General features: G+C 35.2%; 14 protein-coding genes and 1 pseudogene. 4 read left to right on the forward strand and 11 right to left on the reverse strand.

Annotated features, from left to right (window positions below):
- The 7 genes and pseudogenes from GQ596_RS10505 to pmbA all read right to left on the reverse strand — a co-directional run.
- Positions 1-397, reverse strand: a pseudogene (locus GQ596_RS10505) (hypothetical protein); the annotation flags it as partial.
- Positions 398-730, reverse strand: coding sequence for a hypothetical protein (locus tag GQ596_RS10510; protein ID WP_160401680.1), 333 nt, complete (start codon positions 728-730; stop codon positions 398-400).
- Positions 731-1066: 336 nt separating this feature from the next.
- Positions 1067-3160, reverse strand: a complete 2094-nt coding sequence (recG, locus tag GQ596_RS10515; protein WP_160401681.1) for an ATP-dependent DNA helicase RecG — start codon at positions 3158-3160, stop codon at positions 1067-1069.
- Positions 3161-3165: 5 nt separating this feature from the next.
- The gene (spoT, locus tag GQ596_RS10520; RefSeq protein ID WP_160401682.1) at positions 3166-5274 is read right to left on the reverse strand and encodes a bifunctional GTP diphosphokinase/guanosine-3',5'-bis pyrophosphate 3'-pyrophosphohydrolase; all 2109 of its coding nucleotides are present in this window, start codon (positions 5272-5274) and stop codon (positions 3166-3168) included.
- Positions 5275-5298: 24 nt separating this feature from the next.
- Positions 5299-5589, reverse strand: coding sequence for a DNA-directed RNA polymerase subunit omega (gene rpoZ, locus GQ596_RS10525; RefSeq protein ID WP_160401683.1), 291 nt, complete (start codon positions 5587-5589; stop codon positions 5299-5301).
- 157 nt (positions 5590-5746) lie between these two features.
- Complete coding sequence (locus GQ596_RS10530) at positions 5747-7480, reverse strand: SulP family inorganic anion transporter (protein WP_202113798.1); 1734 nt, start codon at positions 7478-7480, stop codon at positions 5747-5749.
- A gap of 8 nt (positions 7481-7488) precedes the next feature.
- The gene (pmbA, locus tag GQ596_RS10535; RefSeq protein WP_160401684.1) at positions 7489-8841 is read right to left on the reverse strand and encodes a metalloprotease PmbA; all 1353 of its coding nucleotides are present in this window, start codon (positions 8839-8841) and stop codon (positions 7489-7491) included.
- A gap of 77 nt (positions 8842-8918) precedes the next feature.
- Between pmbA and yjgA the strand changes: the two genes are divergently transcribed.
- From yjgA to GQ596_RS10550, 3 genes are all read left to right on the forward strand, one after another.
- Complete coding sequence (gene yjgA / locus GQ596_RS10540) at positions 8919-9455, forward strand: ribosome biogenesis factor YjgA (protein WP_160401685.1); 537 nt, start codon at positions 8919-8921, stop codon at positions 9453-9455.
- Between the two features lie 63 nt (positions 9456-9518).
- On the forward strand, positions 9519-10049 hold the full coding sequence (ppa, locus tag GQ596_RS10545; protein WP_160401686.1) for an inorganic diphosphatase: 531 nt from the start codon (positions 9519-9521) through the stop codon (positions 10047-10049).
- A gap of 390 nt (positions 10050-10439) precedes the next feature.
- Positions 10440-10649: a cold shock domain-containing protein gene (locus GQ596_RS10550; protein WP_160401687.1), complete on the forward strand. Its 210-nt coding sequence runs from the start codon at positions 10440-10442 to the stop codon at positions 10647-10649.
- Between the two features lie 140 nt (positions 10650-10789).
- Here the strand turns inward: GQ596_RS10550 and gapA are convergent, their stop codons facing one another.
- Both gapA and GQ596_RS10560 read right to left on the reverse strand, forming a co-directional pair.
- Positions 10790-11788 (reverse strand): glyceraldehyde-3-phosphate dehydrogenase, encoded by a 999-nt coding sequence (gene gapA, locus GQ596_RS10555; RefSeq protein ID WP_160401688.1) that lies wholly within the window; start codon positions 11786-11788, stop codon positions 10790-10792.
- A 425-nt stretch (positions 11789-12213) separates the two neighbouring features.
- On the reverse strand, positions 12214-12804 hold the full coding sequence (locus GQ596_RS10560) for a hypothetical protein (protein ID WP_160401689.1): 591 nt from the start codon (positions 12802-12804) through the stop codon (positions 12214-12216).
- Positions 12805-13255: 451 nt separating this feature from the next.
- On the opposite strand from GQ596_RS10560, the gene mutS reads away from it, so the two are divergent.
- Positions 13256-15814, forward strand: a complete 2559-nt coding sequence (gene mutS / locus GQ596_RS10565; RefSeq protein ID WP_160401690.1) for a DNA mismatch repair protein MutS — start codon at positions 13256-13258, stop codon at positions 15812-15814.
- Between the two features lie 119 nt (positions 15815-15933).
- On the opposite strand, the gene dld is transcribed toward mutS, so the two are convergent.
- A complete protein-coding gene (dld, locus tag GQ596_RS10570; protein WP_160401691.1) occupies positions 15934-17631 on the reverse strand; it encodes a D-lactate dehydrogenase in 1698 nt (565 codons plus the stop codon).
- 177 nt (positions 17632-17808) lie between these two features.
- The gene (rlmF, locus tag GQ596_RS10575; protein WP_202112537.1) at positions 17809-18777 is read right to left on the reverse strand and encodes a 23S rRNA (adenine(1618)-N(6))-methyltransferase RlmF; all 969 of its coding nucleotides are present in this window, start codon (positions 18775-18777) and stop codon (positions 17809-17811) included.
- Positions 18778-19025: the final 248 nt, after the last annotated feature.

Raw genomic sequence — 19025 nt, forward strand, 5'->3', positions numbered from 1 at the left:
TATGGGTGTGCACTGGATACACCTGTTTTAGATAATTGCCATCAAGGGGATCTACCGGTTTAGTATTTCGCAGCTCTTGCTCACGCCTAGCTATCATCTGTTTAAAAGGAGGTAAATATTGTTGCTTTGTGGCAATGGTCGTAATAGGATTACTTTGATAATCAAAATATCCCTCTTCATTGACTTTAAATTCAATCGGTAAGTCGATTAAATAGGTACCAATACAGCGTGTTGCGCTCTTTTTTAATAACTCATTTATTTGTTGTTGTTGTGTTGGTGATAATTTAGTCATACGAATATCCTTATGAAATACCTGACAACTGGTTAATACGGTTAGCGCAAATAGACCTACAATAAAACCGAAATAATGTTTATAAAATCTACTTAAATTAATCATTTATTTTACCTTAGACATAATGTCAACAATGGCTCGAAGGGTGAACTCTTGACTGATTTCACTTTTATAAACGGGTTCATAGCCAACCGGTAAACGCATTCGCACTTTTAAATAATCAATACGTATTTCGCCAGATCGCTGCGATACGATGCCATCACCATTACCATCTACGGGTAATAGCGTGTATTTTTCATTGATATCTCCATTTTGGAGGGTTCTTATTTCCAATAGCTCTTTTAAATTGAGCCGATTTTTATCACCAATATGGTTGGCTGACGCCTTTTTTTTGCTTACCATCACAGAACCTTGCCAGTGAGCAATTTGATAAGTCAACGACTCTGTTTTAATATTATTATCATCTTCTTCAAGACCAAAAAAGCATAAGTGTTAGGATGATATTTATTAGCTATATCCTCATTAAATGTTTTTACTTTATATGTGACAATATTTTCATATTTCTTCCAATCCCTTTATATTTATTGCGAGTTATGGTCAGTATTAATAAGTAGATATGCATTATCGTGGTTTTAGAGATATTTCTATCGATGAACCAGAGTTGCCGTATCGTTCATTTTTATAATCCGCTAATGTCGTTATTCGATTTTAACATGCGGATGGTTCAAATAATAATTTTACCATCCACACGCCAATTCAAATTAATCTTATTCATCAAGCATTAATATACTTTTCACGATTTGGCAACCAACAATCAACTAGTTGTACTGCACTTTGTGGGTGATTTTTTTGGATATCATAAGAGGCTTGTTGTACTTCACTAATCAAATGTTGATCTCGAATTAGATCAACAACTTTAAAATTAGCCACTCCCATTTGCCGTGTTCCTAAAATTTCGCCACCACCACGAAGTTCAAGGTCTTTTTGCGCAATAACAAAACCATCATTACTTTCACGCATAACTTTCATACGAGCTTGAGCAACTTTGCTTAAAGGGGCTTGATACATAAGTACACAATGAGATACCGCCGTTCCTCGCCCAACGCGTCCTCGCAGTTGATGTAATTGAGCTAAACCTAATCGCTCGGCATTTTCGATAATCATTAAACTAGCATTAGGCACATCAACACCTACTTCAATAACCGTTGTGGCAACAAGTAGTTGAATTATTCCTGCTTTAAAGTCTTGCATGACTGATTGTTTTAAATCAGATTTCATTTTACCGTGCACTAAAGCAATATTAAGATGTGGTAATCTTTGTTGTAATTCTTCTACAAGTATTTCAGCTGCTTGGGCATCAAGTATTTCGGACTCTTCAACCAATGTACAAACCCAATAAACTTGGCGGTTATCAAGGCAAGCTTGATTGACACGTTCAATAATTTCATCACGACGAGTATTAGGTATGACAACTGTAGTAATGGGGGTTCGCCCTGGTGGCAATTCATCAATAATAGAAACATCTAAATCTGCATACACTGTCATAGCTAGTGTTCTAGGAATAGGTGTTGCGGTCATAATTAATTGATGTGGATGAAGATGACCTTTAATACCCTTCTCCCAAAGACTTAGTCGCTGGTTAACACCAAAGCGATGCTGTTCATCAATAATGACTAAACCTAACGAAGCAAACTCAACTTTATCTACAAAAACCGCATGCGTACCAATTAACATGGTGATTTCACCATTTTTAACACGATCATAACGCTGCTGTTTATTTTTGGCAGTTAATCGCCCTGATAACCAGTCAACACTAATTCCTAATGGAGTAAACCAACTATTAAAATTGTTATAATGCTGTTCCGCTAATATTTCGGTGGGTGCCATTAATACCACTTGGTTACCGTTTTCAATCGCATTTAGTGCAGCTAAAGCTGCAACTAATGTTTTTCCAGAACCTACATCACCTTGAATTAATCGCATCATGGGCACAGTTTTGGTCATATCTTGATAAATATCCTGCACAACACGTTGCTGAGCACCGGTCGGCTTAAAAGGTAATGATGATAAAAATGGTTTAATTAAGCATTGGGTTGGATAAAATTGATGTGATTGCTGATTTTGGTTATGTGTTTTTATCATCAACATACTTAAATGATAAGCAATCAATTCTTCAAAGATAAGTCGTTTAATAGCTGGGTGTTCACCTGATTCTAACTCCGAAATTTGGGTATCAATCGGTGGGTTATGAATAATATTTAAACAATCTAATGCTGACAAAAAACGACAAGCTAGCTGCGGTGGTAAAATCTCGTCTGGGGGATTGTTTTTCAAAAACAGTAATGCCGTCATTATTGATCGTCGAATCACATTTTGAGATAGTCCATAAGTCGTTGAATAAATAGGTGTATATCTTTCCTGTTCACCATCTAAACAGGCACTTTTGTCATTTTGATGAGTTTTGAGTTTAAATTGTGGGTGAATAATTTCAAGGTGATTTTTGCCGCGTTTTATTTCGCCATAAGCGCTAATCCATTTTCCTTTAATTAACGACGCTTTCATACCTGCAGTAAAATGCATAAATCGCAATATAGCAATACCTGAATCATCTTGAACATAACAAATGAGCATTTGCCGCCGATTAAATGTGAGTTCGCTTTTGATAATCACGCCTTCTATTGTAGTAAATTCACCAATAGTGGCATCGCCAATGGCACAAGATGAAGTGCGATCTTCATAACGCAAGGGGAAATGCAATAATAGATCTTTAGCGGTATAAATACCTAATGTATTGAATTTTTTTTCTAAACTTGCACCAATTCCTGTTAGTTTTATCAACGGTAAATGATCAAGAAAACGATTTATCATAATGACTAATTTATATTTCGTGTAACACTTACTACATCTGGTTGTAATGACATTTTGCGAATTAATTCATTAAGTTGTTGTGTATTTTTTACTTCTATTTGCAATATAACTGTATAAATTTGTCTATCTTTTTCTTCGGTATTCAACCATTGCAGGCGAGTATTTTCATCATTAATAATTGAAAGAATGTGCGCCAAAGAGCCTTGGGTGTTTAGAATATCAAGCCAAATTTCAGCAACAAACCGTTGAGATATGTCAGATGCCCATTTCAGTGATATATATTTTTCTGGATTCTTTTGATAACCAACAATATTTCGACAGGATTCATGATGCACAGTTAAGCCCTTTTCTGGACTGACATGCCCAATAATAGGATCATTAGGAATAGGATGACAACACTTAGAAAACGTAACTAAAACACCTTCGCTACCAGTAATAACCAGTGTTTTATTTGGTTCTGATTTACTTTGTAATAACCCTTTATGCTCTAAGCCTTTGACAATAAAATGACTCATAATATTACCGAGTCCAATTTCAACCAAAACATCATCAAAAGTGGATTGTTTAGCTAATTCAATCACTCTAGATTTTTGACTTGGAGATAAAGCATTAACACCGCCTGATTTAACTAACGAAAGATTGAGTAAGCGTCGCCCCAATTCAATAGCATCTTCACGTTTTAATGTTTTAAGTGCTTGACGAATACGAGACTTCGCTTTAGCGCTAACTACAAAATTTAACCAATTTGCATTAGGACGCCCTTCTGGTGAGGTGATAATTTCAACCGTTTGCCCACTGCTTAACGGTTGTGATAGTGGGTAAGGCTTACGATCAACAAGCGCACCAATACATCGATAACCGATATCAGAGTGCACTGCATAAGCAAGGTCAACTGCTGTTGCACCTTCGGGTAGCTGAACAATACGCCCTTTAGGAGTAAAAACATAAATTTCTTTAGGAAATAAGTCTGATTTTACGTTTTCAATAAATTCGAAAGAATTTCCTACACTTTGTTGTAGTTCTAACAGACTTTGCATCCAACGTTGTGCTTTGATTTGTGCAGTTGTATTGTTTAACTCATCAGTTTCATTATATACCCAATGTGCGGCTACGCCCATTTCTGCCATTTGCTCCATATCTTCGGTACGAATTTGTACTTCGACAGGTGTGCCATGTGGTCCAATTAATGATGAATGTAATGACTGATAACCATTCGCTTTTGGAATCGCAATATAATCTTTAAAACGATTAAGTCGTGGCTTATATAAATTATGCACAAGACCAAGCACACGATAACAAGCATCTACATTTTTAACTACGATTCTAAAAATATAGATGTCCATTATAGAGTGAAAATGTTGCTCTCGCATTTGCATTTTTTGATAAATGACATAAATATTTTTTTCTAATCCTTCGACTTCGGCATCTATACCAGCTTCAGCCAAGCGATTTCTGATTTCAGATAAAATTTGTTGAATGAGTTCTTTTCTTGTATTTCGTGCAACTTTTACTACCTTTTCAAGTACTTTGGCACGATTTGGATGCATTGCTGTAAAACCCAAAACTTCAAGTTCGGTTTTTATATGATGAATACCTAAACGATGGGCTAGTGGAGCATAAATTTCTAATGTTTCTTTTGCTATACGACGGCGTTTATCTGGTCTTAATGCCCCTAGCGTACGCATATTATGAGTGCGATCAGCAAGTTTAATTAAAATAACACGCACATCTTCGGTCATGGCAAGAACCATTTTCCTAAAATTTTCAGCTTGAGCTTCTTGTCGATTACGAAATTTTAATTTATCAAGTTTAGAAACACCTTCAACTAAAATAGCAACATGTTTACCAAATTTATTTGTAATATCTTGGAAGGTAACCGGGGTATCTTCGATGGTATCATGCAAAAGTGCAGCAATAATTGTTTCATAATCAAGCCGCATATCTGCTAAATATGTCGCAACAGCAACAGGATGAGTGATATAAGGTTCACCACTACATCGGAATTGCCCTTCATGGGCATTTTTAGCAAAAAGATAAGCATCTTGAATCAATTCGACTTGTTTAGGTGGAAGATAAGATGCAACAAGCTCTTTTAAGCTATCAAAATACTCCATGAGCAATTCCTGTAAAACTACAGTTTATTCGTACGATGGCGTGTTTTCTAGAAGAATCGATTCATGAAGTGTTGCACGTACTTCAGCTTCTTCATCTTGGCGTGTTTGAAAATCAGCAACATCAAGGATTTGTTTGTTAACAAGCCCATCTTCAATTTCGCGTAAAGCGATAACGGTTTCTTTATCGTTCTCTTCTGGAATAAGTGGTGATTTATTTTCAACTTGTAGTTGACGAGCGCGTCTTGCTGCTACAATAACGAGATCAAAGCGATTACCAATTTTTTCTACTGCATCTTGAACAGTTACACGTGCCATTTTTACCTCTAATATTGTTTACTAAAATACTTATTTAAAATGATCTAGTATTCTACTTAAATTTATAGGGGATTGTCTATATTAATATTGGTTTATATCTCGAAATCCAAATTACTTAGCAAAATCCCCTTTATAATTTTATCACTAGCAATGATGACTAAATTAATTCCTCATCATCTTTGTTATCCATATGTTCCTTACTTTGAACTAATCTAACCGCAAAATAAAGGTCATAAGCAAATTCAATATGCTCATCATCAAGCTTTATATTCATTTGTTTAAACCAGTTTTTAAGCGTTTTTCGACGACCTGATAAAATTAAAATGATATTTCTTACTTTTAAAGACTTTACTAACTCCTCAATCCCCGACAACACACTGACATCTTTGTAAGTAAAACAAGGAATCGCATCAACTATCACATAATTTATTGGATCTTCAGCTTCATCAATATAACTAATAATTCTTCGCTTAAAATAGGCAATATTAAAATAAGTCAACGGAGAATTGAATCGGTAAATCATGGTATTACCAATGGGTTTTACATCTTGACCAATTGAATGAATACGACCACTTTCATCAACACCTAGCAGCTGATCTTTCGGTCTAAAAACACGTCGTAAAAACAAAAATAGCCCAAGTAACACCGCTAGTGCCATGCCGGGAATAATACCAATAATAAGCACAGAAACTAGTGTTATTAAACTTAAATAAAAGGCATCGCGATCAAACTTGAAAAAACGAATAATTGTTTGAAAATTAATTAACGAAATTGAAGAATAAATTAAAATCACCCCTAATACACAAGTTGGAATATACTGTAAGGGAGAAAGAAAAAACATTACCACAAAACCAATTAAGATTGCGGCAATAATCGAAACTAGTTGCGTTTTACCACCATTGGCATCATTGACAGCAGTTCTTGATGATGTACCACTAACTACAAAACCTTGCGATAGACCAGCTACAATATTAGCAATACCTAACGCCTTAAATTCAACATCAGCATTTGTTTCATAATTATTTTTGGATGCAAAACTGCGTACTGTTATCATCATACTAACAAAACAAATGATAGCAATATTAAGCGAAGGTACAACTAAATCGCGCATTAGACCTTTATCAAAATCGAGCCATGACTCAGCAGGAATAAAATCATTACTAATATTGCCAATAATACGAATATTAAAATGTTCGAAATTAAACAACCATGAAAACATCGTCATCACAATGACAGCTAATAACGGGGCTGGATATAGTGGTTTTAATCGCTTTAAACCAACTAAAATTAATAAAGTAAAAAGTGAAACAAGTGCTGTTCCTATATGAATTTGGGATATTTTAAATGGAAAATAAACAATTCGTTCAATCAAATAAGAATAATCATAACGAAATCCCAATGTTTTAGCTAATTGATCAACCATAATAGTAATTGAAATACCATTAAGCAAACCAATTAAAATAGGCTGACTAAGCAAGTCAGCCAACGCACCAAGATGCAACTTCCCTGCAATGATACACCAAATACCGATCATAATTGTTAATATAATAACTAATTGCCAACGCAATACAGGATCATTTGCTGCTAACGGGAAAACAACAGCAGCAACCACCGCACAAGTTGCTGTATCAGGTCCAACAATCAGTTGTTTAGAAGATCCAAAAAGCGCATACACAATTAAAGGTAAAATGGTTGAATATAGCCCTGCTATTGCACCAACTCCCGTCAATTCAGCATAAGCAATGGATACAGGTAACGAAACGGCAGCAACCGATAACCCAGCTTTAAGGTCAAAAGTAAAATATTCTCGCTTATATTGTAATAAACTACTTAGCCCTGGCATCCAAGAAGTTATTTTTTGAAAAAAAATACCGTGTAAAAACCTACCCATACTGATCCTTATTTCCCAGCTATACTCATATTATCGACCAAAATAGAACCACATCGAATGCTAGTTCTTGTTTCAACATCATTACCTATTGCAACAATATTTTTATACATGTCTTTAAGATTACTAGCAATAGTAATTTCACTAATAGGATATTGAATCTTTCCATTTTCAACCCAAAATCCAGTAGCTCCACGTGAATAATCGCCCGTCACACTATTAACACCTTGCCCCATCAATGAAGTCACCAAAATACCCTTATCCAGTTTTTTAAGCATATTATCAAAACTCACATTATCTTGGCTTGGTGATATAGACCAATTGTGAATACCTCCAGCATGTCCTGTTGATGTTAAGCCTAACTTACGTGCAGAATAATTACCTAGTAAATAAGTTTGCAGTACACCTTGCTCAACAATATTACGCTGCACGGTTTTTGTCCCCTCGCTATCAAAAGGCGAAGAACCAACACCTTTTAGAATATAAGGATCTTCATAAATGGTGAGCCATTCAGGAAAAATAGTTTGTCCAATACTATCTAATAAAAACGAAGATTTTCGATAAATAGCACCACCACTTATGGCTCCCACTAAATGCCGAATAAGCCCAACAGCAACTTCAGCACTAAATAACACTGGAGCTTGCATTGTTGCAATTTGCTTCGCTCCCAAATGAGAAATAGCCCTATCTGCCGCTTCAATGCCAACTGTTTCAGCTAGTTTCAATTCATTAAAATCACGCGATGAGCTATATGCATAATTACTTTCCATCTGCCCTGCTTGCTCAGCAATAACTGAACATGAAAGTGAATGAGAACTTGCACAATAACCTTGTAGCATTCCTAGACTATTACCATACACATAAACCCCATAGCGGCTACTAAAATAACCACCATCACTATTCACTAATTTTGAATGATTTAGCGCTGCTAATTCAGCTTGTTTGGCTTGCTCAATGGCATTATCGACATTCAAATCACTAGGATAAAATAAATCTAAATCAGGTGGATCAAATGCCATTTGACTTACATCGCCCAAACCTGAACATGGATCGGGTGAAGTGTATTGCATGATACTAATTGCCATATCTATCGTCTGTAAAATAGCCTGAGGAGATAAATCATTTGTTGATGCACTACCTTTACGTTGATCTTGATAAACCGTAATAGACAAAGCGCCATCGCTATTAAATTCAACATTTTCGGTTTCGCCCATACGTGTGCTAACACTAATACCTGTTGATTGATTTATTGACACCTCAACGGCATCGACTCTTAATTTTGCTTGTTTTATAGCATTATCAACAATAGCCGATAAATTTTCTTTTTGATTTATCGCTTCTTTTTTAATCTGTTCAATACTCATTTTATTATTTTCTACAAATCTGCTAGTGATACGTTATAATAAGCCAGAATTGAACATTAGTTAACAAAAGAAATAACATGAACCAAAACCAAGAGACAAACCTAGAACCCAACTTTTCTATTGACATTGAAGATGACGAAATTATCTACGTCAGTAAAAGTGAAATCAAACGCGATGCTGAAGCGCTAAAAAAATTAGGTATCGAACTTGTCAAGTTAAGCAAAAATGAACTTGAAAAAATCCCTCTTGATGAAGATCTTATTTATGCAATTGAACTTGCACAAAAAATAAAAAAAGAAGGATATCGCAGACAAATTCAATATATTGGCAAACTACTACGTAACCGGGATATCGATCCTATTAGCCAAGCACTTGATAAACTCAAAAATCGCCACAATCAGCAAATTGCCCTATTCCACAAACTCGAAAAGCTACGCGATGAGCTGATTACAACTGGTGATGCCGAAACCATTATAGGCTTATATCCTACAGCCGATCGTCAACAGCTACGCACCTTAGCTCGTTTAGCAAAAAAAGAACAAGAAGCAAATAAACCGGCAAAAACGGCAAGACAGATTTTTCAATACTTAAAAGAATTAAGCGAAACAGAATAACCATTATTCTGTACGCTTATTATCATTAACAACACTATATTAACTTAGATAGAGGATACAAAAATGGGACTTTTAAATGTACCAGCAGGTAAAGAATTACCAGATGATATTTACGTTGTGATTGAAATTCCAGCTAATGCGGATCCAATTAAATATGAAGTTGACAAAGACACAGGTGCAGTATTTGTTGACCGTTTTATGGCAACAGCAATGTTCTACCCATGTAACTATGGTTATATTAATCACACATTATCATTAGATGGCGATCCAGTTGATGTATTAGTCCCAACCCCATACCCATTACAACCGGGCTCAGTTATTCGTTGTCGTCCAGTTGGTGTATTAAAAATGACTGACGAAGCGGGTCAAGATGCAAAACTTGTTGCAGTACCACATACTAAACTGTCAAAAGAATACGATCACATTAAAGATGTTGACGATTTACCAGAATTACTCAAATCACAAATCAAACACTTTTTTGAACAATACAAAGCCTTGGAAAAAGGTAAATGGGTTAAAGTGGACGGTTGGGAAAATGCAGATGCCGCTCGCAAAGAAATAATTGAATCTTTTGAACGAGCCAAAAACAAATAAAGCTGAATAATAAAAAAATAAACCCTTAAAAAAGCCATAAACTAATATTTATGGCTTTTTTTTATTTTATAAAATAACCGATATTTAAAAAATCATTAAAAAAATTCAGTTATTTAATTATTTCCCATTTATCAATCAATAATTGGTTACATAAAAATCTAAGAAAAAAATCAAATTTTAAGTAAAAAAATTGTTATCGACATCTTGCTTTCGATTATAAATTATGCGGTAATAGCACTGGGTAAGTAACAAAGTAAAAAATTACGGAAACGATTCACCTTAATTAATGTAAAGTACATTGTTATGGTTTTTAGCTACATAATAAATACAATGTTAGAACCCAAACGGCCGAAGAGGCTAATTATTAATTATTGTTAGGATGTCTAGTAAATGAATAAGAAAACAGGCCAAGTGAAATGGTTTAATGAAAGTAAAGGTTTTGGTTTTATTACCCCTGCAGATGGAAGCAAAGATGTATTTGTTCATTTTTCTGCTATTTCAGGTGACGGTTTCAAAACCTTAGCTGAAGGACAACAAGTTGAATTTGCTATCCAAGATAGTCCTCGTGGACCGGCTGCAGCTGAAGTTGTAGTTCTTTAATTAAAACTTTAAATAATTTGTTTACATATAGCAAAACACCCATTTTTTAATGGGTGTTTTTGTATCCTAAAAAAATAACAAATTCAAATAAAAAAGCGACCCTAAGGCCGCCTTTTAAAAAAGACAAAATCAAATGCTAATTATTTTTTAGAAACAACTGCAATTAGATCTAATACTTTATTTGAATAACCAACTTCGTTATCATACCAAGAAACAAGTTTTACAAAGTTATCACTTAACTGGATACCTGCTTTAGCATCAAATACAGATGTACAAACTTCACCTAAGAAATCAGTAGAAACAACATCATCTTCAGTATAACCAAGAACGCCTTTCATTGGACCTTCAGCAGCTGCTTTGATTGCTTTACAAATATCTTCATATTTAGCTGGTTTAGCTAAACGAGCAGTTAAGTCAACAACAGAAACATCTGGAGTTGGAACACGGAAAGCCATACCAGTTAATTTACCGTTTAATTCAGGAATAACTTTACCTACAGCTTTAGCAGCACCAGTTGATGAAGGGATGATGTTTTGAGCAGCACCACGACCACCACGCCAATCTTTATGAGATGGACCATCAACAGTTTTTTGAGTTGCTGTTGTTGCGTGAACAGTTGTCATTAATGCTTCAACAATACCGAAGTTATCATTGATAACTTTAGCTAACGGCGCTAAACAGTTAGTTGTACATGATGCGTTAGAAACGATATCTTGACCAGCATATTCTTTATCATTAACACCGATAACAAACATAGGAGTGCTGTCTTTTGAAGGACCAGTTAAAACCACTTTTTTAGCACCAGCTTGAATATGTTTACGTGCTGTTTCATCAGTTAAGAATAAACCAGTTGCTTCAGCAACAACATCAACACCAACTTCGTTCCATTTTAAGTTTGCAGGATCGCGTTCAGCAGTAACACGGATTGTTTTACCGTTAACAACTAATTTACCGTCTTTAACTTCAACAGTACCGTCAAAACGACCGTGAGTTGAATCATATTTAAGCATATAAGCCATATATTCAACATCTAATAAATCGTTGATAGCAACAATTTCAATGTCTGAACGTTTTTGAGCAGCACGGAAAACAATACGACCAATACGGCCAAAACCATTAATACCTACTTTGATTGTCATAACAATTACCTTCTTTTATGAGTTTTTAATGTAAAAATACTTTCGTGTAAACTATCAAATTTTAAGGATTTATTCAAGAAGATTCCTAATAATTAGACACGAATTGATTAAATAGGACGAACCCGACACAATTAATATCTGTTATAATTAATAAAATCATACTGTTAATTAATAAAACACATCACTCCTAGATTAAAACATCAAGTGCAATTTTAGCTTATTTACTGCATGAAATTTTACGAAGATAAAAAGAAGTTAACACAGCCCAGTGTTCAACATTATCGGATTTAAGTTTTGATGCAGGATGATAACAATATCAACTTTATCTTCTGTCAAATACTGATGACAATCAAAATCTATTGGCTTATCCCTCCAAATGACACCACCATGAATGAATGCATCAAAAATAGCTTTATTTATAGTAATTATTTACGTTTATAAATTTTTGTTAAACGATATGTTCTTTTACGACTATTAGAATAATGTTCATCTTTAATTAAATCATATTGCCATAGTAAAATATCACAGCCTATTCCATACATAAAGCTATGTACAATGTCATAACTTTGTTTTCTCTCGTCATCGTGATAAAAGAATTTATGATTAATATAACGTATTTTTTTTATTGGTCCGCTTTCATCTTCTTGAATATCTATAGAAAAACTAATAGAAGCAAAAGCACCTTTGTTTCGATAAATAGCAAAAAATTTTATTTGAGAAAATAAAAATTCTTTTTTTCCCAATTTAGATGATATAAATGTTATCTTTTCATCATCATAAAATATTTCCAAATGTTCATCTAAAAAATTTTCTGCTATAGCTTGATACATTATACCAATCAATGCTGCAAATAAAAAAGGTAAGAACAAAGGAAAAAGAGAATGAGAGAAACTGTTTGTATAACTACACAAACAAGTAAAAAAAATTGCTTGTACTACAATCATTGACCAATAGATTAGGAAAAAAGCAAAATATTTTTGATAATTTACTGAATAAAATTGATAATAACGATCCATTGATTATTTTTGCCCATTTTATTAATTTAAAAGTCTTAACTAATCATAAAAAAGAATTGAATTGTAAATATCTGGTTATTAGTACAAGAATGATGCAAAAAATTATCTGGCAACATGGCGATAAAAATTTTTTTATATTCAATATTGTTGAATAACCAAACCACATAAAAAGTATATAATTTAGAATAATGGGCTCATAGTGAGTCCAATTATTTAATTAAATGCAAGCATATCCATTTTACATTAAGCCCCAAATAGCCTTCTGTAATAAACCAATAATCAGTTATAATAAAATTATTATATAAATTATTACATTATACAACTTACATTTATCATAATTTATGATTAAACTAAAAATAAGAACCAGTACGAATTTATGCATTTTAATGGTTCTTCATTAGACTAATGAATTTACTTATTACGTTGAAAGATAAAAAAAAGAAAAACCACCATGACTAATAAAGACAATTTTGCCAACCACACCCCAATGATGCAGCAGTATTTAAAACTTAAAGCTGAAAACCCTGATATTTTATTGTTTTATCGTATGGGTGATTTTTATGAGATGTTTTATGATGATGCTAAACGGGCATCAGGGCTTTTAGATATTTCGCTAACTAAACGTGGTTCTTCAAATGGTGAACCAATTCCAATGGCTGGTGTGCCCTATCATGCGGTTGAAAGTTATTTAGCTAAGTTAATTTCGCTAGGCGAATCCGTTGCTATTTGTGAACAAGTTGGTGATCCTGCGACAAGTAAAGGACCAGTTGAACGAAAAATTGTCCGTATTGTGACGCCCGGAACCGTCAGTGACGAATTATTACTAGAAGATCGCAAAGACAATTTACTGGCTTCAATTTGGCAACATAAAAAACATTATGGCTATGCCACGCTTGATATTAGTTCTGGTCGCTTTTATGTTTTTGAATGCGATAGCTTTGAAGCAATGCAAGCTGAACTGCAACGAACAAGTCCAGTTGAATTGTTATATCCTGAAGATTTTGAATCGATGCCTTTAATTGAACATCGCCATGGTTTGCGTCGTCGTCCACAATGGGATTTTGATCTAGAAACAGCAAAGCAACAACTCAATTTACAATTTGGTACGAATGATTTAGTCGGTTTTGGCGTAGAGGCATGCCAATATGCACTTTGTGCTGCTGGTTGTTTATTGCAATACGTTAAAGATACCCAACGCACAGCTCTACCTCATATACGTTCAATTATCAAACAGTCAACATATGACTTTGTGATATTAGATGCCGCAACTCGTCACAACTTAGAAATCACCGAAAACTTATCAGGCAGTACATCAAATACGGTTGCAGAGGTATTAGATAAAACACAAACCCCAATGGGTAGCCGAATGCTTAAACGCTGGTTGCATTCACCGATTCGTCATATTGAAACTTTGCAAAACCGCCAAGATGCCATTGCTGAATTACAACAACATATTGATGACGCATTACCATTATTAAAACAAATGGGCGATCTTGAACGTGTTTTAGCAAGACTGGCGCTACACACAGCTCGCCCACGGGATTTTGCGCGTTTGCGTGATGCCTATAATTTATTGCCACAATTACATTTTTTATTAGGACAATTTAGTTCGCCTTATTTACAAACTTTACGAACCAAAATTAACCAATTCGATCATATTGCCACGTTATTAAATAGTGCAATTGTTGAAACGCCACCGGCTATTATTCGTGATGGCGGTGTGATGGCAACAGGCTACAATAGTGAATTAGACGAATTGCGTAATCTTGCCGATGGCGCAACCAATTACCTTGAACAGCTTGAAATAAGAGAACGTGAATCACTTGGCATTGATACGTTAAAAGTTGGATTTAATGCAGTACATGGTTATTACATCCAAATTAGTCGTGGACAAAGCCACCTAGCGCCAATTCATTATACTAGGCGCCAAACATTGAAAAATGTGGAACGTTATATTATCCCTGAACTCAAAGAATACGAAGATAAAGTGCTTACCTCAAAAGGTCGAGCATTAGCGCTTGAAAAGCAGCTATACGAACAACTATTTGATCAATTAATGCCAGACTTAGCTGATATGCAAACGAGTGCTGAGGCAATTGCAGAGCTTGATGTTTTAACTAATCTTGCCGAACGAGCACTAACGCTTAATTATCAGCGCCCAACATTATCAACACAAGCAGGTATTAAGATCCAAGACGGACGTCATATTGTTATTGAACAAGTTCTACAAACACCGTTTATTCGCAATTCGCTGCACCTTTCACCTGCAAGGAGAATGCTGATTATTACTGGCCCGAATATGGGTGGAAAGAGCACTTACATGCGCCAAGCGGCATTGATTGTTCTACTTGCTTACATTGGTAGCTTTGTTCCTGCATCAAAAGCAGTAATTGGACCTGTTGATCGTATTTTTACCCGTATTGGGGCTTCTGATGATTTAGCTTCGGGGCGCTCTACCTTTATGGTAGAAATGACCGAAACAGCCAACATTATGCATAATGCGACAGAACAAAGCCTTGTTTTAATGGACGAAATTGGTCGAGGAACTTCAACTTATGATGGGCTTTCACTTGCTTGGGCCTGTGCTGAAAATCTTGCCAACGAGATCAAATCAATGACACTATTTGCCACGCACTACTTCGAACTCACTCAACTTCCTGAGCATATGCAAGGCGTTTATAACATCCACTTTGATGCCATTGAACATGACAACACAGTGGCTTTTATCCACGAAGTATCAGAAGGTGCTGCTAGCAAAAGTTTCGGTATTGCCGTTGCCGGGCTTGCTGGTGTACCTAAACCGATTTTGAAACGTGCTAAACAAAAATTAAAAGAGTTAGAAGTCATCTCAAAACAATCGGCTAATAGTAATGTCGACCAATCTCAACTCTCCTTTATTGACGAACCTGAACCGTCAGAAGTTGAAGAAGCCTTAAAACAGATCGACCCTGATGCATTAACGCCAAAACAAGCATTAGAAATGTTATATCAACTAAAAAAATTACTGTGATTAAATAGTATGATAGTGAGGTTATCGCATTATGATACTAAAATAAAAAACCACTAGGTGGATTCCTAGCGTTTTTTTATTGTTAATAACCACTAAAATTTAACAGTAACAACAAGGAATTAAACCCAATTTTTCTTCTTAGAGGTTTTACCTATACCTGGGTTAAGGCTATTTGTCGGATCAAGTTCTTGATAGAATTTTTTCAAATCCGCATTGGCATGATATAAATGCCCAACATTATGCTCGGCTGGGTATTGTGCACCACGCTGATCAAGCAATGCTAAAATCTGTTCCTTAACTTTATTACAATCCACCCCTTTTTTTGCAATATAATCTTGATGAAACACATAACAAAAAAAGTGTCCATAATACATTTTGTAAACGAAATTTTGATCGACGTTTTCTGGTAATGTTTCAAACCAATCGCTATCATTACGCTTTAATGCAATATCTAATGCAACGATATCTTCTACCGTTTTGCTATGTACATTACGATAAGACGTTGCCGCACCTGCTGCTGCAAAACGGTGTAGCATGGCTGCTTCGGCTTCTCTTTCGTTACATAAAAAGTAATTACCACTTCTATTTTGAAAATAGTCTTTCAAAAAAGTCTCGGCTTCTGCAATTCCATCATCTGCCATTTTTAAAATAAGATGATGTTCATAACGATCACGATAATCACGCATTGATTTTGGTAAATGATTTGGCAAAAATTTGCAAACAAAGATAGAAAATCGATCCGAAAAATTCTTTGGAAAAAATGGAATTTTAGCCGTAACACGATCAACAAAATTTTTAAAAGCAAACATGCGTGGCATCATATCCGTACCTAGCTTTTTAATAGCTAAAAAGGACGGTTTGCCATAAACTGCGGCAATATCGAATGCCACGCGATGAATATACTCCCCCGACACTGGTAACGTTTTAAATTGACCTAAAATATGTCGACGAATACCATTTAATTCGTTGATATCATTTGTACCTATGTAAAATACGGCTGATTTTTTTTCTAGAGGAAAAGTATCAAGCCGTACAGCAAAAACCATCAAACGCCCAGCACTGCCAGAGGCTTCATAATGACGAGCAGGATCGGCATTATACCGTGCAGGCGTATCAGCATCAATTTCACGAACATGATCACAATAATGATGATCATGGCCTAAGCCTGCATCACGCTTAATGTCTTTATCACTATAAGCATGACTTTGCAGATTTTGCAAAATCGTTTCTGGATCATCGCCTAGCTCAATACCTAAATGATTTACCAAGTGCAACTGACCTTGCGCATCTAATTGAGCAAACACAGCCATTTGCGTATAAGCAGGACCACGCTGAATAAGCGCACCACCCGAATTATTACATACACCTCCCATCACAGATGCACCAATGCAAGATGACCCAATAACCGAGTGAGGACCTCGATGATATTTTTTTAACTCTTTTTCCAACCTAAATAACGTACTACCTGGCAAACAAACAACTTGTTCACCATTTTCAATCACATTAATGCCATCCAAACGGCGAGTACTGACAATTACAATAGGACGATCATAATCATTACCATCCGGTGTTGAGCCCCCTGTTAAGCCTGTATTTGCTGATTGTGTAATAACAATTACATCCGCCTCAACACACGCTTTTAACACTTGCCACTGCTCAACTAACGTTCCGGGCAACACAACAGCCAATGCATCACCTTCACCAAAACGAATACCTTGGCGATAAGGTAGCGTATGGTTAGGATTCGTTAACGTGTATTTCTGTCCAACAATACCTTGTAGCTGCTCAATGAGCTGAGCTGTTTGATTACTATTCATATCGGTATTTCCTATGCTTATTGAAGATTAAGGTGAGTTAATAGTGGTGATTAAATAATAACCTATCTTAACCAAAAGCAAGACAATAAGCTATCGGAATTTTTATAGAGATGAACTAAACGTACTCAAGCAATATTTCATCAAAAAATCATTTAAAAAAATATTTAGTTATAATTTTTAAACCTCTATTTTTGAGGTGTTTTTTGATAAAAGTTGTTGGCGTTCATGTTGATTAAAGAAAGTCCATGCGACAAATCGGCTGATTTTTTGCCCCTGAGCCATAGGAACAATATGGCTTTCAACAACATTGGCTTGTTTTAATTTTTTGTTGATTACCGACAAGGTCTCTTTTTTCGACACTAATGAAGTAAACCACAAGCATTGAGTTTTATATTGAATACTTTCGTTAATCATATTACTAATAAAAGCACTTTCACCACCTTGACACCAAAGTTCGGCATGTTGCCCACCAAAATTAAGCACAGTTTTTTGAGTGGAATGCGTTAACTTGCCTAACTTCTTCAGTTTGGTTTGCGTACTTGCCAACGCATCTTGTGCTGAAGCATGAAAAGGCGGATTACACAGCGTTAAGGTATAAAACTCGTTAGGTTTAATAATATGCCTAAAAATCGCTTTATAGTCTTTTTGTAATCGACACCGCAAAGTGCTTTTTAATAGCGCATTAGCTTGTGTTATTAACGAAGCAACTTTGATCGCCACAGGATTAATATCACTCCCAACAAATGACCAACCATATTCGGCACAACCAATAATAGGATAAATCACATTGGCACCAACGCCGATATCCAATACATGAATTTGCTTACCTGTAGGGACATGATTTTGATTGTCTCGCGCTAATAAGTCAGCTAAATGGTGAATATAATCCGCTCTACCAGGAATGGGCGGGCATAAATAACCGTCAGGAATATCCCAATAACTCACCTGATAATAGCTAAACAACAAAGCTTTGTTTAACATTTTAACCGCCATCGGATCGGCAAAATCGATCGATAAATTGCCATAGGGATTCTGATTTACATAGTGAGATAGCTCAGGCAGTATATTGATAAGTTTTGCAAAATCATAACCGTCTTGATGTTTGTTTCGGCAATGTAATTGAGGCTTTTTTAATGACGTTTGCACGATTGTCCTATTTTATTCAAAATCAAATAACCGCTATTATAACGACTTAACGACAATATATGAAAACTGAACAGATAAATTAATCAAATTGATAATAATTAGTGTTGTTTTTTAATAAAAAACGTTCAGGAAAGGTATTGATTTTATTGAAGTTTTTTTGACGATCCTAGATTACACCATGAAGTGCAATTTTTCTTAGCTCCTTCGAATAAAAGGAGGCAGGGCTTTTAAACTTATGCCGTTTTCTT

The sequence above is a fragment of the Gilliamella sp. Pra-s60 genome, from assembly GCF_009795755.1.
GTDB lineage: Bacteria > Pseudomonadota > Gammaproteobacteria > Enterobacterales > Orbaceae > Gilliamella.